The following is a 17,585-nucleotide window of genomic DNA, read 5'->3' as shown; positions in this document are numbered from 1 at the left end:
ATGAAAAATACCACGCTTTGCTATCTGGAGCAGAACGGGAGTTGGCTCCTGCTGCACCGCAACAAAAAGAAAAACGATCCGAATCACGACAAATGGATCGGCATCGGCGGAAAATTCGAGGAAAACGAAAGCCCGGACGACTGCGTCCGCCGCGAATTCCGCGAGGAAACGGGACTGGAGCTGACGGAGTACCGCTACTGCGGCATCGTGACCTTCGTCAGCGACTGCTGGGAGGGCGAATACATGCACCTGTTCCACGCCTCGGCCTGCCGCGGAACCCTGCGGGACTGCGACGAGGGCGAGCTGGCGTGGATCCCGGAGACACAGTTCGCCGCCCTGCCGCAGTGGGAGGGGGACCGCATTTTCCTGCGCCTTATGCGGGAGCATGCGCCGTTTTTTTCGCTGAAGCTCCGCTACGAGGGCGACCGGCTGGCAGAAGCCGTTCTGAACGGCCGCCCGATGGATTGACACCCGCATCCCGTTATGCTATAATCAACTTGCATTTTTGCAAAAAAGAAAGGAAGAAAATCATGAAACATGTAAAGTCTCTCGCACTGTGCCTGCTGGCGCTGGCCCTTGTCCTTGCGCTCGCCGGCTGCGGCGGCGGCAAGTCCGACCTGCCCGGTACCTACAAGATCGATCTCGATCTGGCCCCTGCCCTGAACTCCGTCATGACCCAGCTCGGCCTTGCCGAAGAGGATCTGGCCGACCTGACCCTGCCCGTTCCCTACACTCTGACGCTGGGCGAAGACGGCACCTATTCCATGCAGGCCGACAAGGAAGCCACCGTTACCGCGCTGCACACCTATCTGCAGGGCTGCGGCTCCGCCATTGAGGCGGCGCTCTACAAGACCGCCGAGGAATCCGGACTGTCCCGTGAGGACTACGACGCTGCCTTCGAGCAGAGCACCGGCTCCAGCGTTTCGGACTATGTCGCCGAACAGATCAGCCAGCTCGACGAAGAGTCCCTGCTGAGCTCTCTGGAAGAGGACGAGGAGTCCGGCGTCTATAAGGCAGCTGACGGCAAGCTCTATTTTGAGGAGCAGGAAGCCGACTTCTCCGAAGAGGACTATGTTTCCTACACGCTCGAGGGCGGCAAGCTGACCTTCACGTCCGTCACGGGCGACGCGATGGACCTGCAGTCTCTCAGCGAGATGCTGGGCGATCTGTTCCCCATGGTCTTCACGAAGCAGTAAAACCCACATAAAACGGCCGGAGCGCTGAGCGCTCCGGCCAATTAACTGTATGGAAAGCCCTTTGGGCTTTCCATACAAAGGGACTACAGTCCGCTGCGCGCACGATCGTCCGCCTTTGCCGGACGATCCGCACACCGGCGGACTGCGCAGTATTTTCTCCGACGTACACGCCGCCGGAGAAAATGATCCGATTTGATTCGCCGCCTGCGGGCGGCGAACTCTGCGAGGCTTTTTTGACACACCGTCGGCTGGAGGAATACATACTCCGGCCGTTTTTTCTGTCAGACCCGCGCAGGGACGCCCGCGTGGACGCTGTAGGAAGTCACATTCCGGATGGTCTCGCCGTCGATCTGCAGCGCACAGGGGCGGTCAAAGCGCACCTCGATGTCATGGCCTGTCAGGATCTCGACCATTTCCGTGTGCTTCACATGGCCGCCCTTGAAAATGGACGGGAACACCGCCAGCGTCTTGATCTTGCCGCTGCCGTGCATGACGCACACGCTGACCTTGCCCTCAGCATTGCCGCGATGCTGGTCCGGCGTGACCATCATGCCGCCGCCGTAAAAGCGGCCGTTCATCGTTGGCGCGAGCCAGACGCGGCGATAGCGCTTCGTCTTGCCGTCGACCGTGACCTCGGCGTTAGCCGGGTGGAAGTGAAACAGCAGGCCCTTGATGGCGATGGCCGTATAATTCACGGGCTTGTCGGACTTGCCGCGCAGAGCGTCGCCGACCTCGCAGCAGTAGCCGTCAATGCCGTAGCCGATGCCGTTGAGGAAGCGCCAGTGCTTTCCGTTCACCGTGACCGTGGGCAGATCGCGCAGATACTGCGTCACGGGGACCGGGTCCGCGCCCTTCTCAAGGCCAAGGTCATGCAGGAAGTCGTTTCCGCTGCCGGTGGCGAAATAATAGAGCTTCTCCGGGAGGGCCATGCCGTCCGTGTCGTTGAGAAAGCGGTTCAGCGTGCCGTCGCCGCCCGCGATGATAAGGGACGCATCCGCCGGGAGCGTGCCGAGCCAGGCCGCATAGTCGCTGATCGTTGTCATATCGGTATAGGAAAACGTCTCCTCCGGGAAGCGCGCGTCCAGAGCGCGTGCCTGCTGCGCACCGCTGCCGTTTCCGGCCTGCGGATTAAAAAGCACATATTGCATACCGTTCTCTCTCCTTTTGGCATTTTTCATTATTATATCGGAGAAATTTCGGCAAATCAACGGTCACTTTCGGCAGAATGTAACAGAAGCGTACGCTTCGGCCTCCAGCAGAAGCGGCTCCGCGCGTGGGCCGAGCGCCGCAGTGAGATACCCGAGCTCGTCCGAAATGGCCTGCCCGTGCATCACATGCCACGCCCCGGCATCGCTGCCGAGGCCGATGCGGCCGCCGTGCGCCGCGACAAAGCGGACGGCCTCCTGCTGCTGGGCGAGCAGGCGCTTCAGCACGGCATCGGGATAGCGCCCGCTGCCGATCAGGTTCCCGATGGTCGAGAGCGTCGGCACCCACAGCGTGCGCTGCTGCGCCATGCGGAGCAGCACGCTCTCAGAGAGGTAGGCCCCGTGCTCGATGGAGTCCACCCCCGCCTGCAGGGCCGCCGTAACGGCGCGGTCGCCGTTCGCATGCGCCATAACGGCAAATCCGGCCGCGTGGGCCAGCTCGATCATCCGGCGGATGTCCTGCGGCTCCGGGCCCGGCTCCGTCAGGACGCCGAAGTGGTCAAAATCGATGAGGCCGGAGATCATGAGCTTGATGAAGTCCGCCCGCTTCTCCCCTGCCTCGTCCAGCAGGGCGCGGTATTCGTCCTCCGTGTCGAAGCCGCGGCCGATGAAGGCCCCATAGTGCCCGCGGCGGTAGATGGGAAAGGCTGGACTGCGGTAATCGATGCCGTATTCCCCCGCCAGCTCCCGCGCCCGCAGGCTGACGCCCCAGGCGTCCCCGCCGTCGCGCAGGAGGCAGACCCCGCGCGCCTGATAATCAGACAGCCGCGCGCGGACGAGGCCGTCAAGCGGATGCTCCTTCTGCGCGTCGATGGCGGCGCGATAATACACGCCGTCGAGGATCATATGGATATGCAGATCGCCGAACATGGTTTTTCCTCCCGAAATATCGGTGGGGCTGCCGTTAACAGCAGCCCCACCCGGAATATTGGAACTTTGGGCACAGAAGCACGTCTTACAGGTGCAGCACGCGTTCCTTGATCTCCTGCGTTCTGCCCTGATTCCAGAACTGCGTGCCGATGTAGCCGCAGGTGCGGCGGGCGACATTCATCTTGCTCTGGTCGGTGTTGCCGCAGTTCGGGCAGGTCCAGACGAGCTTGCCATCCGTGTCCTCCAGCACCTCGATCTCGCCGTCGTAGCCGCAGACCTGGCAATAGTCGGACTTCGTGTTCAGCTCGGCATACATGATGTTGTCGTAGATGAACTTCATGACCTCGAGCACGGCGTCGATGTTGTTCTGCATATCCGGCACCTCGACATAGCTGATGGCGCCGCCGGGCGAAAGGGCCTGGAACTGCGACTCAAAGGCCAGCTTGTCGAAGGCGTTGATCTTCTCCGTCACATGGATGTGATAGGAGTTCGTGATATAGCTCTTGTCCGTCACGCCGGGGACGATGCCAAAGCGCTTCTGCAGGCACTTGGCAAATTTGTAGGTCGTGGATTCCAGCGGCGTGCCATAGAGGCTGAAGTCGATGTGCGTCTCCGCGCGCCACTTGGCGCAGGCCGCGTTCAGATAGCGCATAACATCCAGCGCAAACGGCGTCGCCGAGGGATCGGTGTGGGACTTGCCCGTCATATACTTCACGCACTCATACAGGCCCGCATAGCCGAGCGAGATGGTCGAATAGCCGTTGTAGAGCAGCTTGTCGATGGGCTCGCCCTTCGGCAGGCGCGCCAGCGCGCCATACTGCCACAGGATGGGGGCCGCGTCGGACAGCGTGCCCTTCAGGCGCTCGTGACGGCACATCAGCGCGCGGTAGCACAAATCCAGCCGCTCGTCGAAAATTTTCCAGAACTTGTCCATTTCCTTGCCGGAGGACAGCGCCACATCGACAAGGTTCAGCGTCACGACGCCCTGGTTGAAGCGGCCGTAATACTTCGGCTTGCCCGGCTCATAGTTCCCGGCATTGGCCACGTTGTCCCAGCCGTTGCCGGAGGAATCCGGCGTCAGGAAGCTGCGGCAGCCCATGCAGGTGTAGACATCGCCGTTGCCCGGCGTCTCGCCCTTTGAGAGCTTGAGCTCGCGCATTTTCTTCTCGGAGATATAGTCCGGCACCATGCGGCGCGCCGTGCACTCCGCAGCCAGCCGCGTCAGGTAGAAATACTTCGAATCCTCGTGGATGTTGTCCTCCTCGAGCACATAGATGAGCTTCGGGAAGGCCGGGGTGATCCAGACGCCCTTCTCATTCTTCACGCCCTGATAGCGCTGACGGAGCGTCTCCTCGATGATGATGGCCAGATCGTGCTTCTCCTGCGGATTACGCGCCTCGCCGAGGTACATGAACACCGTGATGAACGGCGCCTGGCCGTTCGTCGTCATGAGCGTGACGACCTGATACTGGATGGTCTGCACGCCGCGCTTGATCTCCTCGCGCAGGCGCTCCTCGACGATCTTGGAAATACGCTCCTCCGCGGCCTCGGCTCCGAGCTCACGGATCTCGCGCACCACACTCTCGCGGATCTTCCGGCGGCTGACGTCCACGAATGGGGCCAGATGCGTCAGAGAGATGGACTGGCCGCCATACTGGTTCGAGGCGATCTGCGCGATGATCTGCGTGGCGATGTTGCAGGCCGTAGAGAAGGAATGCGGCTTTTCGATGAGCGTGCCGGAAATGACCGTGCCGTTCTGCAGCATGTCCTCGAGATTGACGAGGTCGCAGTTGTGCATATGCTGGGCATAGTAATCCGCATCGTGGAAGTGGATGATACCGGCCTCATGCGCCTCGACGATGTCGCGCGGCAGCAGGATGCGGCGCGTGATGTCCTTCGAGACCTCGCCCGCCATATAGTCGCGCTGCACGGCGTTGATGGTCGGGTTCTTGTTGGCGTTCTCCTGCTTGACCTCCTCGTTGTTGCATTCGATGAGGGACAGGATGCGGTCGTCCGTCGTGTTGGACTGGCGGACAAGGCTGCGGGTATAGCGATAGGTGATATAGCGCTTGGCGACCTCGAAGGCCCCGTGCGCCATGATCTGGTCCTCGACGAGGTCCTGGATCTCCTCGACGGACAGGCTGCGGTTCATTTCCTCGCAGCGGATCTCGACGGCCTGCGCGATGCGGTCGATCTGCAGCGGCGTCAGGCGCTCGGCCTCCTCGGCCGCATTGTTGGCCTTTGTGATGGCCACGACGATTTTTTCGATGCGGAACGTCTCTTCCGCTCCGTTTCTCTTGATGATCTTCATGGTATTCTCTCCCTGGGCTTTGCCCGTTTCTCTGTGTTACTCCGAATTCTCGATCCTTTCAGAACGATCCCGGCCGTTTCCTGCTGCGCATTTTTTGAGGCAGTGCAGCATCCGGTCGTCGTTCACGCACCCCTATTATACTATATCTTGTGGTTATTTCAAGTCCTAACCACAATATTTTCCAAAAAACTTTTTAACGGGCCGGAATGCCTTTTTTCGCAGCAGGGCTTTCCTTTCCGGCAAAAGCGCGTTATAATGAATATGAACTTACGCTCTGGAGTCATGATTATGAAACGAATCGTCACCATGCAGGACCTGTCCTGCATCGGAAAATGCTCGCTGACCGTTGCGCTGCCGGTGCTCTCCGCCATGGGGCTGGAATGCGCCGTGCTGCCGACGGCCGTTCTCTCGGCGCACACCGCCTTCGAGGGCTTCCGCTATGAGCCGCTCTCGCTCACGCCGGTCGCGGACCACTGGCAGCAGCTTGGCCTGCAGTTCGACATGATCTACACCGGCTATCTCGGCGGCAGGGCTCAGGTGGAGCAGGCGCTCGACTTCTTCACGCGCTTCCCCGCCATGCGGCTCGTGGACCCTGTCATGGCCGACCACGGCGCGCTGTATGCCGGGCTGGAGCCGGACTTCCCCGCCGTGCTCCGCACGCTCTGCGCGCAGGCTGACCTCATCACGCCGAACATCACGGAGGCCTGCCTGCTGACCGGGCTGGAATACCGAGAGACGCATGACGACAGCTACATCCGCACGCTCCTGGAGCGGCTGCTCGCGCTCGGAGCGCGCACGGCCATCCTGACCGGCGTCCGGACGGAGCCGGGCCGCGTCGGCGTGGCGTGCATGGATGCCGCGGGCGCGGTATCGCAGTGCAGCGCACCGTATGTTCCCGCCGTGTTCTACGGCACGGGCGACCTGTTCGCCAGCACCTGCGCAGGCGCGCTGACGCTCGGCTGGAGCGTGCACGATGCCATGGAGCTGGCCTCCGCCTACGTTGCGGACACCATCGCCGAGACCCGGCGCGAACCGGACGCCCGCTGGTACGGCGTGAGCTTCGAGGCGACCATCCCCCAACTTCTCCGCCGCATGGCGCAAAGGAGGCCCTCCCATGCAGAAAATTGACCGCACGCGGCGGAAGCGCCGCTATCTCGCCCTGTCGTTCGCCGTGCCATTCGGCGTGATGCTGCTGTGCTTCATACTCGGCGGCCTGTGGCCGTTCGGTGACCGGCAGGTGCTGGCGCACGACATGTGGCATCAGTATTACCCCTTCTTCGTCTCGTTCCGGGAAAAGCTCCGCTCCGGCGGCTCGCTGCAGTACCTGCGCGAGGCAGGCATGGGCATCGGCTACCTGCCGCTGTATGCCTACTACCTCTCCAGTCCCCTCTATCTTTTGTCCGTGCTGGTCCCGGCGTCGCTGCTGCGGGAATTCTTCGCGCTGCTCGTTCTGACGAAGATCGGACTGGCCGGTCTGTTCTTCGCCGTCTTCCTGCGGACGGCGTTCCGCCGAAACGAGCCTGCGCTCGTGCCGTTTTCCATGATGTACGCCCTGTGCTCCTTTGTGGCGGGCTACTATTGGAACATCATCTGGCTCGATGCGCTGGCTCTCCTGCCGCTGATGCTGGCGGGCATGGTCAGCCTGCTGCGCGAGGGCCGCTTCCGCCTGTATACGCTGGCGCTGGCACTCTCGCTGCTGTGCAACTACTATCTTTCGTTTTTCTGCTGCATCTTTGTCGGGCTGAGCTTCTTTGTCTGGTGCATCTGCCGCTGGGACGGCTGGAAGCGCTTTTTCCGCCGCTTCTGCCGCATCGCGCTGTGCACGCTGCTCGGCGTCGGCATGGCAGCCGTTCTGCTGCTGCCGACGCTCTACGGCCTGCAGAACACGCATTCCGCCGGGAACGAGGCGCCGGAGCTGCTGGCGCTGAATATTGCGGAGGACGCCAACGGCAAAGCCTCCGAGGGTCAGAGCACGCTGGACCTGCTGAAGGAGCAGACGCTGCCGGGCCTCGCCTACGGCGCGCGCCGCGTGCTGGCCAATCTGCTCACCTCGACGGAGCCGACGAAGATGGAAGGCCTGCCGAATGTTTACTGTAGCTTTGCCGCCGTGGCGCTGGCCGTATTCTTCCTGTGCTGCAAAAAGGTCCGCCTGCGGGAAAAGCTCCTGAGCGTCGGCCTTCTCGCCTTCTTCCTGCTGAGCTTCCTGTTCCGCACGCTGGATTATTACTGGCACGGCGGGCATTTCCCCAATATGCTCCCCTATCGCTTCAGCTTCCTGTTCAGCTTTGTGCTCATCGTCATGGCCTACCGTGCGTGGACGCTGCTGGACTGCTTCCGCAAGCGATATCTGTTCGTCATCCTTCCCGTCTGCCTCGGCATTATCCTGTGCGGGCTGGGGCTGGAGGGCAGCTTGCGCCGGATGCTCCTGAGCGCGCTGGCGCTGGCCATTGTATGCCTTGCGCTCGTGCTGTATCGCCCGGAGCGCAGGCGGCAGCTCCTCAGCATGGCGCTGCTGTTTGCCGTCATCGGGGCAGAAATGGTCTGCAGCATCGCCATGGGCGTGGCAAAGGTCTCGCTCACGTCCCGCTCGTCCTATCCGCGCGAGTCTGAGGATGTGCAGGCCGTTCTGCAGGCCGTACCCGAGGGCAGCGGCCGCGTGGAGGTCACGTCCTACCAGACGCTCAATGACGCCGCGCTCAACGGCTACCGCGGCATTTCCGTTTTCACCTCGTCGGCAAACGTCCGCTTCAACCGCTTCAGCCGTTCGCTCGGTCTGGCCTCGTGGCCCGCAAGCAACCGCTACCTCTATTATGAGAGCAGCCCGTTCACGAACCTGATGTGCGGCCTCGAATACCTCATTGACCGCGACGGCCAGCAGCGCGACACGTCCTACACGACCGTCGCCGCGCAGTCCGGCAATGTCCTGCTGCTGCGCAGCCGCGCCTATCTCGGCCTCGGCTTTGTGGCGGACCCTGCGCTGGGCAGCTTTGTGGCGGAGCAGAACGTCTATAACCCCATCAAGGAGCAGGAGGAAATGTTCCGCATGGCCACGGGGCTGGATGACGCGCTCTATACCCACCTGAAATATGACACGCTCGAAGCGCCGGAGGCCTGCGATCTGCGCGCCAGCGGCACGAGCGGCACGCAGTACAGCTATTCCACGCAGGACGCCGACGGGCAGAGCGAGCTGAGCATCTCCTATGTCGTGCCGCAGGACGGCCTGCTCGTCGCCACGACGAAGTCGTCCGGCAACTATGACCTGACCGTCTACCGCAACGGCGAGCGGCTGTTCACGCGCAATATCAAGGTCCGCTGCCTGTTCAGCCTCGGCTGCTTCAAGGCGGGCGACACCGTCACCCTGACCTACCCCGTTGCCGAGGGTAAGGAGGGCACGATCTCGCTGGACGTGGCCGAGCAGAACGACGCCGTGTTCGACGAGGGACTTTCCCGCCTGTCCCGGAGCGTCTGGAACGTGACGGAGGACACGGACACCAGCCTGTCCGGCACGGTGGACGCCGCAGAGGACGGCCTGTTCTACACGTCCATCCCCTACGAGAACGGCTGGCGCGCCTATGTGGACGGCGTTGAAGTCCCGCTGGCGCAGACGGCCAGCGCCTCTTCCGAGAGCGTCCGGCTGACGGACGCCGTCATCGCCTTCCCGCTGACGGCCGGGCAGCACACCATCGAGCTGCGCTACACCGCGCCCGGCCTGAAGACCGGCGCGATCATCTCCGGCGTGAGCCTCGGCCTGTTCGTGCTGCTGGCGCTGCTCCTGCGCCGCCGCCCGCTGTTCGGCGGCGAGGCGGACGTGCCGCCCGTGACGGAATTCGCCCTGCTGCCGGATAGCCTGCCGGAGGCCCCGGCAGAAGCCAAAACGCCCGAAAACGCAGAAGATACCACGCCGGAGCCGGACGATCTGGACGGCTGGCGGCAGTGGCTCGATACCCACCCCGAACCCAATGATCTGAAAGGAGATCTCCCTCATGCAGAATTATGACCCGCAGCAGGACGTCATCCCTGCCGCCCCCGAGCCGCAGCGCCCGGTTCCCGGAACCGCAAAGGCGTTTTCCATCGTCGCCTTCGTCTGCGGCATCTGTTCCCTCGTCACGCTTTTTGTCGGCATCCAGTTCGGCATCGCCGGACTCGTGTTCGCGTCCCTCTCGCGCCGCCGCGCGGGCTTTGACCTGCCGCGAAACCGCAAGGGCCGCATCATGTCCATCATCGGGCTGATCGTCTCGGTGCTGTGGCTGATTCTCTATATCATCCTCTTCGTCTACGCCGTGAACGGCATTGTGGACGGCACCATCCCCACCCCGACGGAGGGCTTCTACTTCTTCAACACCTGATACGCAAAAAAATGGCCTCCACCGCACAGCCGGTGGAGGTCAGCTTGGCGAAAAAGGCCCGAAGGGACTTTTTGACAAGCTGTGCCGGGAAAGCCCTAAGGGCTTTCCCGGCAGTTTTTATCTGTTCCAGCGCCGGTCGTCCCACTTCTTGCCGTAGTAGAAGAGAACAATCTCGCAGTCCGTGCAGATCTGGGCGAGCTTCGTCGCGCCGTCATCCGGGAAGGTCGGAAAGAGCTTCCCGCCCAGCAGCGGGATGTCCCCGCGGGACTTCAGCGGCCAGTTGATCCAGTACTTCTCCTCATCGGTGAAATACAGGACACCGCCGCTTTGAATCAGCCCGCGCCGCATGGTCCTGCCGCAGAGCGGGCAGGGCTTGGGGTCATATTCCGGGACAGTATTTCTGAGTTCAGACTCTTCCATTCCGCCCTCCTAGCTTCCATACCGGAAGTGCGTCGTCCACGTTGCCTCTCCCATCTGCTCGAGCGCATATGCATCCTCCTCCGGATAATAGACCGAGCGCAGCACGATCACGTCATAGTCGATCTCGAGCGAAGCCTCGATGTCGTCCTGCGTTTTGTAGCTCACATTCAGATGCATCGGCCGGTCCATGCTGGAAACGACCTCCGTGACCTCGCTGCACTGATAGAGATACGGCTGCAGGGCCGTTCCGTCATAGACGGTCCCATGCTCGGTCTCCTCCTGCGCCGTGCAGAGCGACAGGATGGTCTCCGCAAGGGTCTTATCCCCGAGGACTTCCTCTGGGAACGAAATGGTGTAGGCCTCGCAGGCCGTGCGTTCCCTGTCCGTCATGGCTCGGGTCCGGCTGATCCTGCAGCCCGCCATCCCGGCGGCAGCCAGCACCAGCGCCAGCACGACCGCCGCGATCCTTCTTCCGCTCTGTTTCATTCTGTGCCGCCTCCTGTCCGGCCTGAAAAGTTCTTTTCTTACGCTTCCAGTATACCAGTCCCCCCCAATTTTACAAGACGGCAAATGTACCAAAAATCGACCTGTGGTGTTCCGCATCAAAACGGTTCCACAGGTCGATCTGCTGCATATTCCGGTCTCTACGGCCTTTTCCAGAGCTGCAGGCGGCTTCCGGTATCCGGCAGCTGCGCATAGCCCGCAGCGCGCAGCAGAGCCGTCAGGCCCTCCAGCCCGTCCTCCCCATCCACGGCATAGGGCTTCAGGCTGCCGCTGTCCGTCGTCTCCACGACGACATAGTCCGTGCTGAGCAGGTGCTCCTGCGAGCAGTAGCGCAGGTCATAGAGCACGGCGCGCCGCGACAGCGGCACCACAAGGAACGTCGTGGCCGTGACGCTCGCATCGTCCGGGATGCGGTCCAGCACGGCGTCCGTCTCCTGCCAGACCGCGCGGTAGTCGAAATAGCGGTTGACATAATTCTCGGAGAGCGGCAGGATGTTCCCGCAGAAGCACACGCCCGCCAGCAGGGCCGCCGTAGCCGCCAGCGCCGGGCGGTTCCAGACGCGCGGCAGCTCCGCCAGATTCACGGCCGTCAGGTAGAACAGGCAGGCCGCAGAGCCGTAGGTGTACTGGAAGAAAATGCTGTGCTGATAGGTATAATCCGACATCAGGTTCACAAGCAGGAACGGGATGAGCAGCACGAGCCGCTCATAGCGCCGCGTGCACAGCGGCAGGAACAGCAGCGGCCCCATCGTCAGGAAGAAGAACGCGATCTTCTCGCCCTCGAAGCACTCCCGGAGCGTCCGCACCGGCGAGAGCAGCACAGCCTTGATGACCGTGAACAGCGAATCCGAGCCGTCGTAGAGGAAATTGCTGTAGCGATAGGACATAACGCCGTCGCCGTCGGCAGCGAGCCAGGCCGTCACGCCGAGGAAATAGCCCACTGCGCCGACGAGCATCGCACCGCCCGTGAGCAGGCCCCAGCGCCGCTCCGCCCCGGTGCGGGTCAGAGCCCGCAGGACCACCCACAGCGCGATGACCGCGACATAGACGGGCGCGTCCTCCTTGACCATGCAGGTCAGCACGGAGAACAGGGCGATGCCCCACACGCAGCGGCGGTCGAGGAAGTCGAACAGCCACAGCAGCAGCGGCGTGAGGAATTTGTTTTCATGCACGTCATAGCTCGTGCCGCCCGCATAGGCGGGCCAGAGCAGCAGCAGGGCGCACAGCAGACCGGCCGTCACACCGGACAGACCATGCCGCCGCGCAATGCGCCAGAGCGGGATGACCGCCGAGGCCAGCAGCAGGGCCTGCAGCACCTCGAGCGTCACGGGCGACGGGAACAGGGCATAAAACGGCAGGAACAGATAGTAGATCGGCGAAACATGCACGGCAAAGTGCGACAGCACGCGGTCGCGCTCGCAGGTCGTCACGGGCACGCCCGTCGTGCGCATGCTGTGGAACATCTGGGAAAAGATGCCGAAGTCATAGGTCGGCGCGGCATAGCTCAGCACGCGGAACACCGTCAGCGCCAGCACGGCCGCCAGAAACACGGCTGCGGCGGCCGCGGCGATCACAAGTCCCGCGCGGCGGCCGGTGCACACCGGCGCAGCTGTCAGGCTCTCTCCGTCCATCCGCGCGCCATAGGCGGCGTAGACGAGCAGAAGGGCCAGCACGACAAGCCCGGCGCACAGCAGCGGCACGGACCACGAGGCGCACAGGCCCAGCACGAGCTGCCAGCCGAAGCACAGCGGCAGGGCCGCGCGCTCCCAGCGCGCCGTGCGCCAGAGCAGGCCCGCCAGCGTCAGCAGGACAAAGCAGACCGCCGTCCCCACGAGCAGCAGCGGGAACGACTGCCCCGTCAGGGCGGAAAAGCCGCTCAGCACCCGTTCGGGCGCGGGCAGACAGGTATATTGTATGGCTCCGGTCAGCAGCCACGCCAGAAGCAGGCGCCGGATCGCATCCCCTGCGGCCGGGCGGGAAATCACACGCATAATCTCACCTTCCGCCGGGATTGTACCATAAATGAAGGCCCCTGTCAAACGGTCAACGCCCCCCTCCCGCCGAAGCGAAAGGGGGGCGCCAAGGAAAGGAAAGCGTCGGTTTTGAAACGTCAGCTCTTCATACTGTTCTGAAAGCGAACCAGAACCGTCGCGGCCTGCGCGCGGGTCGCCGTACCGGCGGGCTCAAGCGTGGTGGCGGACGTGCCGTTGATCACGCCGTTTGCCACGGCCCACTGCATGGCAGCCTGGGCATAGCCGCTCACGGAGGAAGCATCCGCATAGGCGCTGAGGTCGGCCTCTGCGCTCACGTCAAGCTCCCAATAGGCGGCGTAGCGATACAGGATCGCTGCCATCTGCTCACGGGTGATGGCGGCATCCGGATCGAAGGACGTCTCGGAGACGCCGTTGACGATGCCGTTCTTTGCGGCCCAATCCACGGCGGCGGCGTAGTAGCTGCCCTCTGCCACATCCGTGAAGCCTGCCTTCTGGTCGACTGCGGGCTGACCCTCCATACGGTAGAGCACTGTGACGAACATGGCGCGGGTGATGGCGCTGTCCGGATCGAACAGGTCGCTGCTCACGCCGTTGAACAGGCCGCGGTAGACAGCCTCAAGGATGGTCTCCTCGGCCCAGTGGCCGGAGATATCCTGGAACTTGCCCTTCAGATCCTCATAGCTCTTGTCCAGGACGTGGATCGTGACGGACTTTTTGAAGTCGCCGACGGAGGCGGTCACAGCCACGTCGCCGCGCTTCAGGCCCTTGATGGTCACGCTGCTGTCGTCACTGGAGACGATCTCGGCGATCTCGGGATCGGAGACCTCCCAGTTCAGGAGCATGGCATAGTCATCGACGTCGGTATTCTGGATGGTCACTTCCTCGCCGATGTAGATCGAGTCCGTTTCCGCAGAGAGGCTGATGTTGTCATCGAGCAGCGAACCGGTAATGGTATAGGCGGAGCAGTTGCCTGCGTAGTCATATCCGAGGAAGATATCGGTACGCGAGTCGGTGTACATCATGCTGCCGGATTCGCTCATACCGTGGACGCCCTCGCCGTTCGGCTGCGCGGTCGGGAAATAGGTGGAGGTGAAGGCGGAGGCAAAGAACTCGCCTGTCTCTTCATCATATTCGATGGTGATGCTCATGTCGTAGTCCTGATACCAGGCCTCGTTCGATTCCACGGAGATCGTGTACATGGACTCCGGGCCCCAGCCCCAGTCTTCCGTCTTGTAGCTGAACGTCGGCTTCTTGCTGTTCGGGCCGGTCGTATCGATATAGAACGTATACTCGAGCGTCTGGGTCTTGGCGGTCTTGCACTCCGGAGTGATCTCCGCCTTGACGGAGATGAGGGAGTTCTCCGGCTGGCTGCACTTGGAATAATCAATATATTCCTCGCCGTCCTCGTTCACGCCCTTGGCGTAGAACCAGCTCATGTCGAAGTCTCCGGCCTCGCTGCCGGCGTAAACGCCGCCCGCGTAGCTCTTCTGCAGGAATTCGGTATCCTGCTCGGACAGGACCTCGCCCGTCGTCAGGTTCGTGACGGTATAGTGGATGTTATCGACGTTGCGCAGCAGGCCGATCTTCATGTAGAACCCGTCGAGCGAATTGTCGCCGTTCGGAGAGATGCCCGCCGTCTCCGGCACAAAGCCCTTATAGGCCGCGAACATCGTGGAGAAATTGAACTCGTCCATCGGGAGCATGGACATGCCGGGGGCGGCCGTATCGCCCAACCAGGACTTCTCGGTCATCCAGGAAAGAGCATCGCTGTCGCTGATGGAGCGGTAGCTGTAGATGCCGCTGACGACCTGATCGGCCGTGTTGTAGGAGCGCTCACCACCCAGAATGGTCGCGTAGCTGCCGGTCTCGGCAACGGGAGCCGCGCCGAAGTCGCCGTAGAACGCGAGGAACGGGACGGACAGGGTGACGGCGTCCTTGCTCGTGAGCTGGACAAAGCCCTCGACATATGCGCCGTTCGGGAAGCGCTCGTCATAGTAGGCTTTCTGCGCGTCGGTCAGCTGCAGGGTCACGGTGACCTGTGCAGTCGCACCGGCGGGAACCGTGAGCTCGTTGCCGTTCAGGCTGGTGGTATAGGTCGCGTCGAGCTTCTTTGCATAGTTCTGCGTGAGATAGGTGACCTTGCCGCCCTTGACGAGGCCGCCCTCTGCAGCCTGGCCGAGGCCCTGCAGGCTGAGCGCATAGGTCTTGGCTTCCTGGGAGAAGTTGACGACGCTGAACTTCATCTCGTACTTGCCGGTCTTCTCGGCATCGTCGCCCAGCTCAAGCTTTGCCTTGTCGGTGCCCTCGACGGTGATATAAGCGCCGGACTTCACGGCGTTGCCGATGTTGGCAAGGCCTGCACCCTGACGGCGGACGAAGTAATAGGTGCCGTTCGCTTCATCGACGATCGGCGTTGCCGTGCTCATAAGCAGGCAGTTGGCGACCTTGGCATAGTCCTCTTCCGGGATGGAGGTCGTCTTCAGATACTGCCGCAGCAGCGCCATGGAGGCGGCGACGGCCGGAGAAGACATTGAGGTACCGGAGGCAACGGCGAAATACTCGCCATAGTATGCGGAGAAGACGTTACCGCCGATGCCGGTGATCTCCGGCTTCAGGGAGAGGCCTTCCGTCGGGCCCCAGGACGAGAACGAGGACATCTCGCCTGCGGCGTTGTTGCGGTTCCAGTCGGCCTTGATGCTGACAGTACCCGTGCTGTTGTTCTGCTTCATCCAGTTGAATTCCGTCAAATTGACACGGGCAACGGGAACGTCATAATTGGTGAGCTCAACATTCACATAATCGTACTCTTCCCCTTCGGCGGGCGTCGGATCGTAGAGCGCAAGGCCCACAGCACCGGCCGCCTTGGCCGCCGCGACAAGGGAATCGGCATTGCCGCCCTCAAACGGCAGGAAGACGATCTTGCCGTCGGAATTCTTCACGGACTCGGTATAGGCATAGACGCCGCCTTCAAGAGCCTCGGTCGGCTTCAGGTTCTCATAGAAGCCCTTGCCCTCCGGGATATTTTCGACCTCGCTGGTCGTCATGTACTGATCGATCTGATGGCTGGCATTGTACCAGCCGAAGACGCCCAGGGCATAGAGCCACTTCACGCCTTCATTCTCGGCACTGGCGACGGTCAGGACGGAGTCGAACGTGCCGGGCATGCCCAGCGTGCCGCTGGAGACGCTCGTGGACTTGATCTGCTCATCGCCCCAGAGGCTCTCGGTGCCGGTAAAGCCATCGTTGCCGGCGGAGACGCAGACGCTGATACCCGCTGCGGTGGCGGCGTCATAGACCTCGGTCACGCCCTCGTAGTAATACGGGCCGCTGGAAAGGCCGAGGGAGAGGTTCGCGCAGTCGACGCCGAGGGTAATGGCGTCTTCAATGGCGGCGATGAGATAATCGAAATAGCAGTTTCCGCCCTTGTCAAAGACCTTCATGATGACAAGCTGTGCCTCCGGCGCAATGCCGAGGGACGTCATATCGAACTGCTCCTGAGCCGCTTCGGTCAGGTTGCCCGCAATGATACCGGCAACGTGTGTGCCGTGGCCCATCATAGTGTCATCATCGGAGCCGAAGTTGGCCTCGCCGTCGGCATAGTTGAAGCCAAACGGGACCTTGCTGCTGTAATAAATGGTGTCAAGCGCCGTGGACTTATCCAGCTCTTCGGCATGCAGGGTCTTGCTGTCGAGGATGGCCGCGATGTCATCCTTACTGTAGGCAACGGCGTCCGGATCGGTGGGTTCCTTGGAGAACGTCGGGTTCTCGAAGCACAGGCCGGTGTCGATGACGGCGACGCTCATGCCGGTGCCGTCATAGCCAGCGTCCCATGCGGCGTTCGCGCCCATACCGGCGGCCGCGAACTTCATGTTCGTGCTGATCTCGGAGGCATCCGTCTCCACGGCGTTGATCTCCGGCACGGAATAGCACGGAGAGAGGAAGACCTTCTTGACGCCGGGCAGCTTGCTGAGGGTCTTCATATCGCTGTAGGAGACCGTCGCCGCAATGGCGTTCGTCACAAGGGAGAACTGGCCCGTGACCTCAATGCTGTGGCCCAGCTTCTTCTTTGCGGCGGAAAGGACGGAGGACTGGCCGTTCTTCACGCTCTGCACGGCGGCCAGCTCTGCCTTGCCGAGGCCCTTGCCCAGCTCCACGGACATGCCGTCCATCTCGCAGACGGCCGGGGCCTCAAGCGAAATGATAACCTTGACCTTGTCGTTCTTCTCGTGGGCCTCGCTCACAACAGTGACCTTGTCGCCGTCGCTGTAATCCTCGCCGCTCAGGATCGCCTTCACGGCATCAGAATAGGCCGCCGCTTCCTTCGCGTCATATTCGCGGCAGACCAGTGTCTGACCGTCGTCTGTCGTGATGGTGCTTTCCGCGCCATAGGACAGCGAGGCCAGCGCCTTAGCCTCCGTTGCGCTGAGGGTGCGGCCAGAAATATAGGTATCCTGCGTTGCCTTGCGCGTGTAGATCCGTCCATCGGTGGACTGGTATACATAGGTATAGCCCGCCGGGACGTAGGTGGTCTTGCTGTCCGTGGCATAGATGACCTTGCTGGCCGACTCCTCCGCCTTCGGAGCGCTCTGCACTGCACCGGCAGAGGTCACGCCGAGAAGGCCGAGCGCCATTGCAAGGCAAAGGACAAGCGCCATCAGCTTTTTCGCCAACGTTTTCATATCTTTCCTCCTTGTATTTTTTATTCTCCTGCCGGGTTCTCCGTGCAGAGAGAATAAATA

General features: G+C 62.1%; 12 protein-coding genes. 5 read left to right on the top strand and 7 right to left on the bottom strand.

Going from position 1 to position 17,585, the window contains the following annotated elements; all coding sequences use genetic code 11:
- Together ACMKFF_RS03935 and ACMKFF_RS03930 are read left to right on the top strand one after the other, a co-directional pair.
- The gene (locus ACMKFF_RS03935) at nt 1-468 is read left to right on the top strand and encodes an NUDIX hydrolase (protein WP_419496116.1); all 468 of its coding nucleotides are present in this window, start codon (nt 1-3) and stop codon (nt 466-468) included.
- Between the two features lie 62 nt (nt 469-530).
- Nucleotides 531-1,196 (top strand): hypothetical protein, encoded by a 666-nt coding sequence (locus ACMKFF_RS03930; protein ID WP_418487488.1) that lies wholly within the window; start codon nt 531-533, stop codon nt 1,194-1,196.
- A gap of 281 nt (nt 1,197-1,477) precedes the next feature.
- Here ACMKFF_RS03930 and ACMKFF_RS03925 read toward each other — a convergent pair whose 3' ends face one another.
- The 3 genes from ACMKFF_RS03925 to nrdD all read right to left on the bottom strand — a co-directional run bounded on the left by ACMKFF_RS03925 (nt 1,478) and on the right by nrdD (nt 5,582).
- Complete coding sequence (locus ACMKFF_RS03925; protein WP_419496115.1) at nt 1,478-2,344, bottom strand: diacylglycerol/lipid kinase family protein; 867 nt, start codon at nt 2,342-2,344, stop codon at nt 1,478-1,480.
- A gap of 63 nt (nt 2,345-2,407) precedes the next feature.
- Nucleotides 2,408-3,271 carry an amidohydrolase family protein gene (locus tag ACMKFF_RS03920; protein ID WP_418487490.1) on the bottom strand — a complete coding sequence of 288 codons (864 nt, stop codon included), beginning with the start codon at nt 3,269-3,271 and terminating at the stop codon, nt 2,408-2,410.
- 85 nt (nt 3,272-3,356) lie between these two features.
- Complete coding sequence (nrdD, locus tag ACMKFF_RS03915; protein ID WP_419496114.1) at nt 3,357-5,582, bottom strand: anaerobic ribonucleoside-triphosphate reductase; 2,226 nt, start codon at nt 5,580-5,582, stop codon at nt 3,357-3,359.
- Between the two features lie 288 nt (nt 5,583-5,870).
- Here nrdD and ACMKFF_RS03910 point away from each other — a divergent pair, with 288 nt between their 5' ends.
- From ACMKFF_RS03910 to ACMKFF_RS03900, 3 genes are read left to right on the top strand one after another with little or no spacing between them, the layout of a single operon-like run.
- Nucleotides 5,871-6,710: a pyridoxamine kinase gene (locus tag ACMKFF_RS03910; RefSeq protein WP_419496113.1), complete on the top strand. Its 840-nt coding sequence runs from the start codon at nt 5,871-5,873 to the stop codon at nt 6,708-6,710.
- Nucleotides 6,697-9,579, top strand: a complete 2,883-nt coding sequence (locus tag ACMKFF_RS03905) for a YfhO family protein (RefSeq protein WP_419496112.1) — start codon at nt 6,697-6,699, stop codon at nt 9,577-9,579. Before ACMKFF_RS03910 ends, ACMKFF_RS03905 begins: the two co-directional genes overlap by 14 nt.
- Nucleotides 9,566-9,928, top strand: coding sequence for a hypothetical protein (locus ACMKFF_RS03900; RefSeq protein WP_367927311.1), 363 nt, complete (start codon nt 9,566-9,568; stop codon nt 9,926-9,928). Before ACMKFF_RS03905 ends, ACMKFF_RS03900 begins: the two co-directional genes overlap by 14 nt.
- Before the next feature lie 117 nt (nt 9,929-10,045).
- Here the strand turns inward: ACMKFF_RS03900 and ACMKFF_RS03895 are convergent, their stop codons facing one another.
- From ACMKFF_RS03895 to ACMKFF_RS03880, 4 genes are all read right to left on the bottom strand, one after another.
- Complete coding sequence (locus tag ACMKFF_RS03895; protein ID WP_419496111.1) at nt 10,046-10,348, bottom strand: PF20097 family protein; 303 nt, start codon at nt 10,346-10,348, stop codon at nt 10,046-10,048.
- Between the two features lie 9 nt (nt 10,349-10,357).
- Nucleotides 10,358-10,834 carry a hypothetical protein gene (locus tag ACMKFF_RS03890; protein ID WP_419496110.1) on the bottom strand — a complete coding sequence of 159 codons (477 nt, stop codon included), beginning with the start codon at nt 10,832-10,834 and terminating at the stop codon, nt 10,358-10,360.
- Nucleotides 10,835-10,992: 158 nt separating this feature from the next.
- The gene (locus tag ACMKFF_RS03885) at nt 10,993-12,843 is read right to left on the bottom strand and encodes a DUF2079 domain-containing protein (protein WP_419496109.1); all 1,851 of its coding nucleotides are present in this window, start codon (nt 12,841-12,843) and stop codon (nt 10,993-10,995) included.
- A 119-nt stretch (nt 12,844-12,962) separates the two neighbouring features.
- The gene (locus ACMKFF_RS03880; protein WP_419496108.1) at nt 12,963-17,525 is read right to left on the bottom strand and encodes a S8 family serine peptidase; all 4,563 of its coding nucleotides are present in this window, start codon (nt 17,523-17,525) and stop codon (nt 12,963-12,965) included.
- Between the last annotated feature and the right edge of the window lie 60 nt (nt 17,526-17,585).

The sequence above is a fragment of the Faecousia sp. genome, from assembly GCF_048519415.1.
Taxonomy (GTDB): Bacteria; Bacillota; Clostridia; order Oscillospirales; family Oscillospiraceae; genus JAZOXB01.
Note: the sequence above shows the minus strand (reverse complement) of the source record. Positions and strands in the feature narration are given on the sequence as shown.

Coding starts and splice junctions, on each gene's coding strand:
- ACMKFF_RS03900 (WP_367927311.1), top strand. CDS start 9,566: ATGCAGAATTATGACCCGCAGCAGGACGTCATCCCTGCCGCCCCCGAG.
- ACMKFF_RS03925 (WP_419496115.1), bottom strand. CDS start 2,344: ATGCAATATGTGCTTTTTAATCCGCAGGCCGGAAACGGCAGCGGTGCG.
- nrdD (WP_419496114.1), bottom strand. CDS start 5,582: ATGAAGATCATCAAGAGAAACGGAGCGGAAGAGACGTTCCGCATCGAA.
- ACMKFF_RS03890 (WP_419496110.1), bottom strand. CDS start 10,834: ATGAAACAGAGCGGAAGAAGGATCGCGGCGGTCGTGCTGGCGCTGGTG.
- ACMKFF_RS03880 (WP_419496108.1), bottom strand. CDS start 17,525: ATGAAAACGTTGGCGAAAAAGCTGATGGCGCTTGTCCTTTGCCTTGCA.
- ACMKFF_RS03910 (WP_419496113.1), top strand. CDS start 5,871: ATGAAACGAATCGTCACCATGCAGGACCTGTCCTGCATCGGAAAATGC.
- ACMKFF_RS03895 (WP_419496111.1), bottom strand. CDS start 10,348: ATGGAAGAGTCTGAACTCAGAAATACTGTCCCGGAATATGACCCCAAG.
- ACMKFF_RS03905 (WP_419496112.1), top strand. CDS start 6,697: ATGCAGAAAATTGACCGCACGCGGCGGAAGCGCCGCTATCTCGCCCTG.
- ACMKFF_RS03935 (WP_419496116.1), top strand. CDS start 1: ATGAAAAATACCACGCTTTGCTATCTGGAGCAGAACGGGAGTTGGCTC.
- ACMKFF_RS03920 (WP_418487490.1), bottom strand. CDS start 3,271: ATGTTCGGCGATCTGCATATCCATATGATCCTCGACGGCGTGTATTAT.
- ACMKFF_RS03930 (WP_418487488.1), top strand. CDS start 531: ATGAAACATGTAAAGTCTCTCGCACTGTGCCTGCTGGCGCTGGCCCTT.
- ACMKFF_RS03885 (WP_419496109.1), bottom strand. CDS start 12,843: ATGCGTGTGATTTCCCGCCCGGCCGCAGGGGATGCGATCCGGCGCCTG.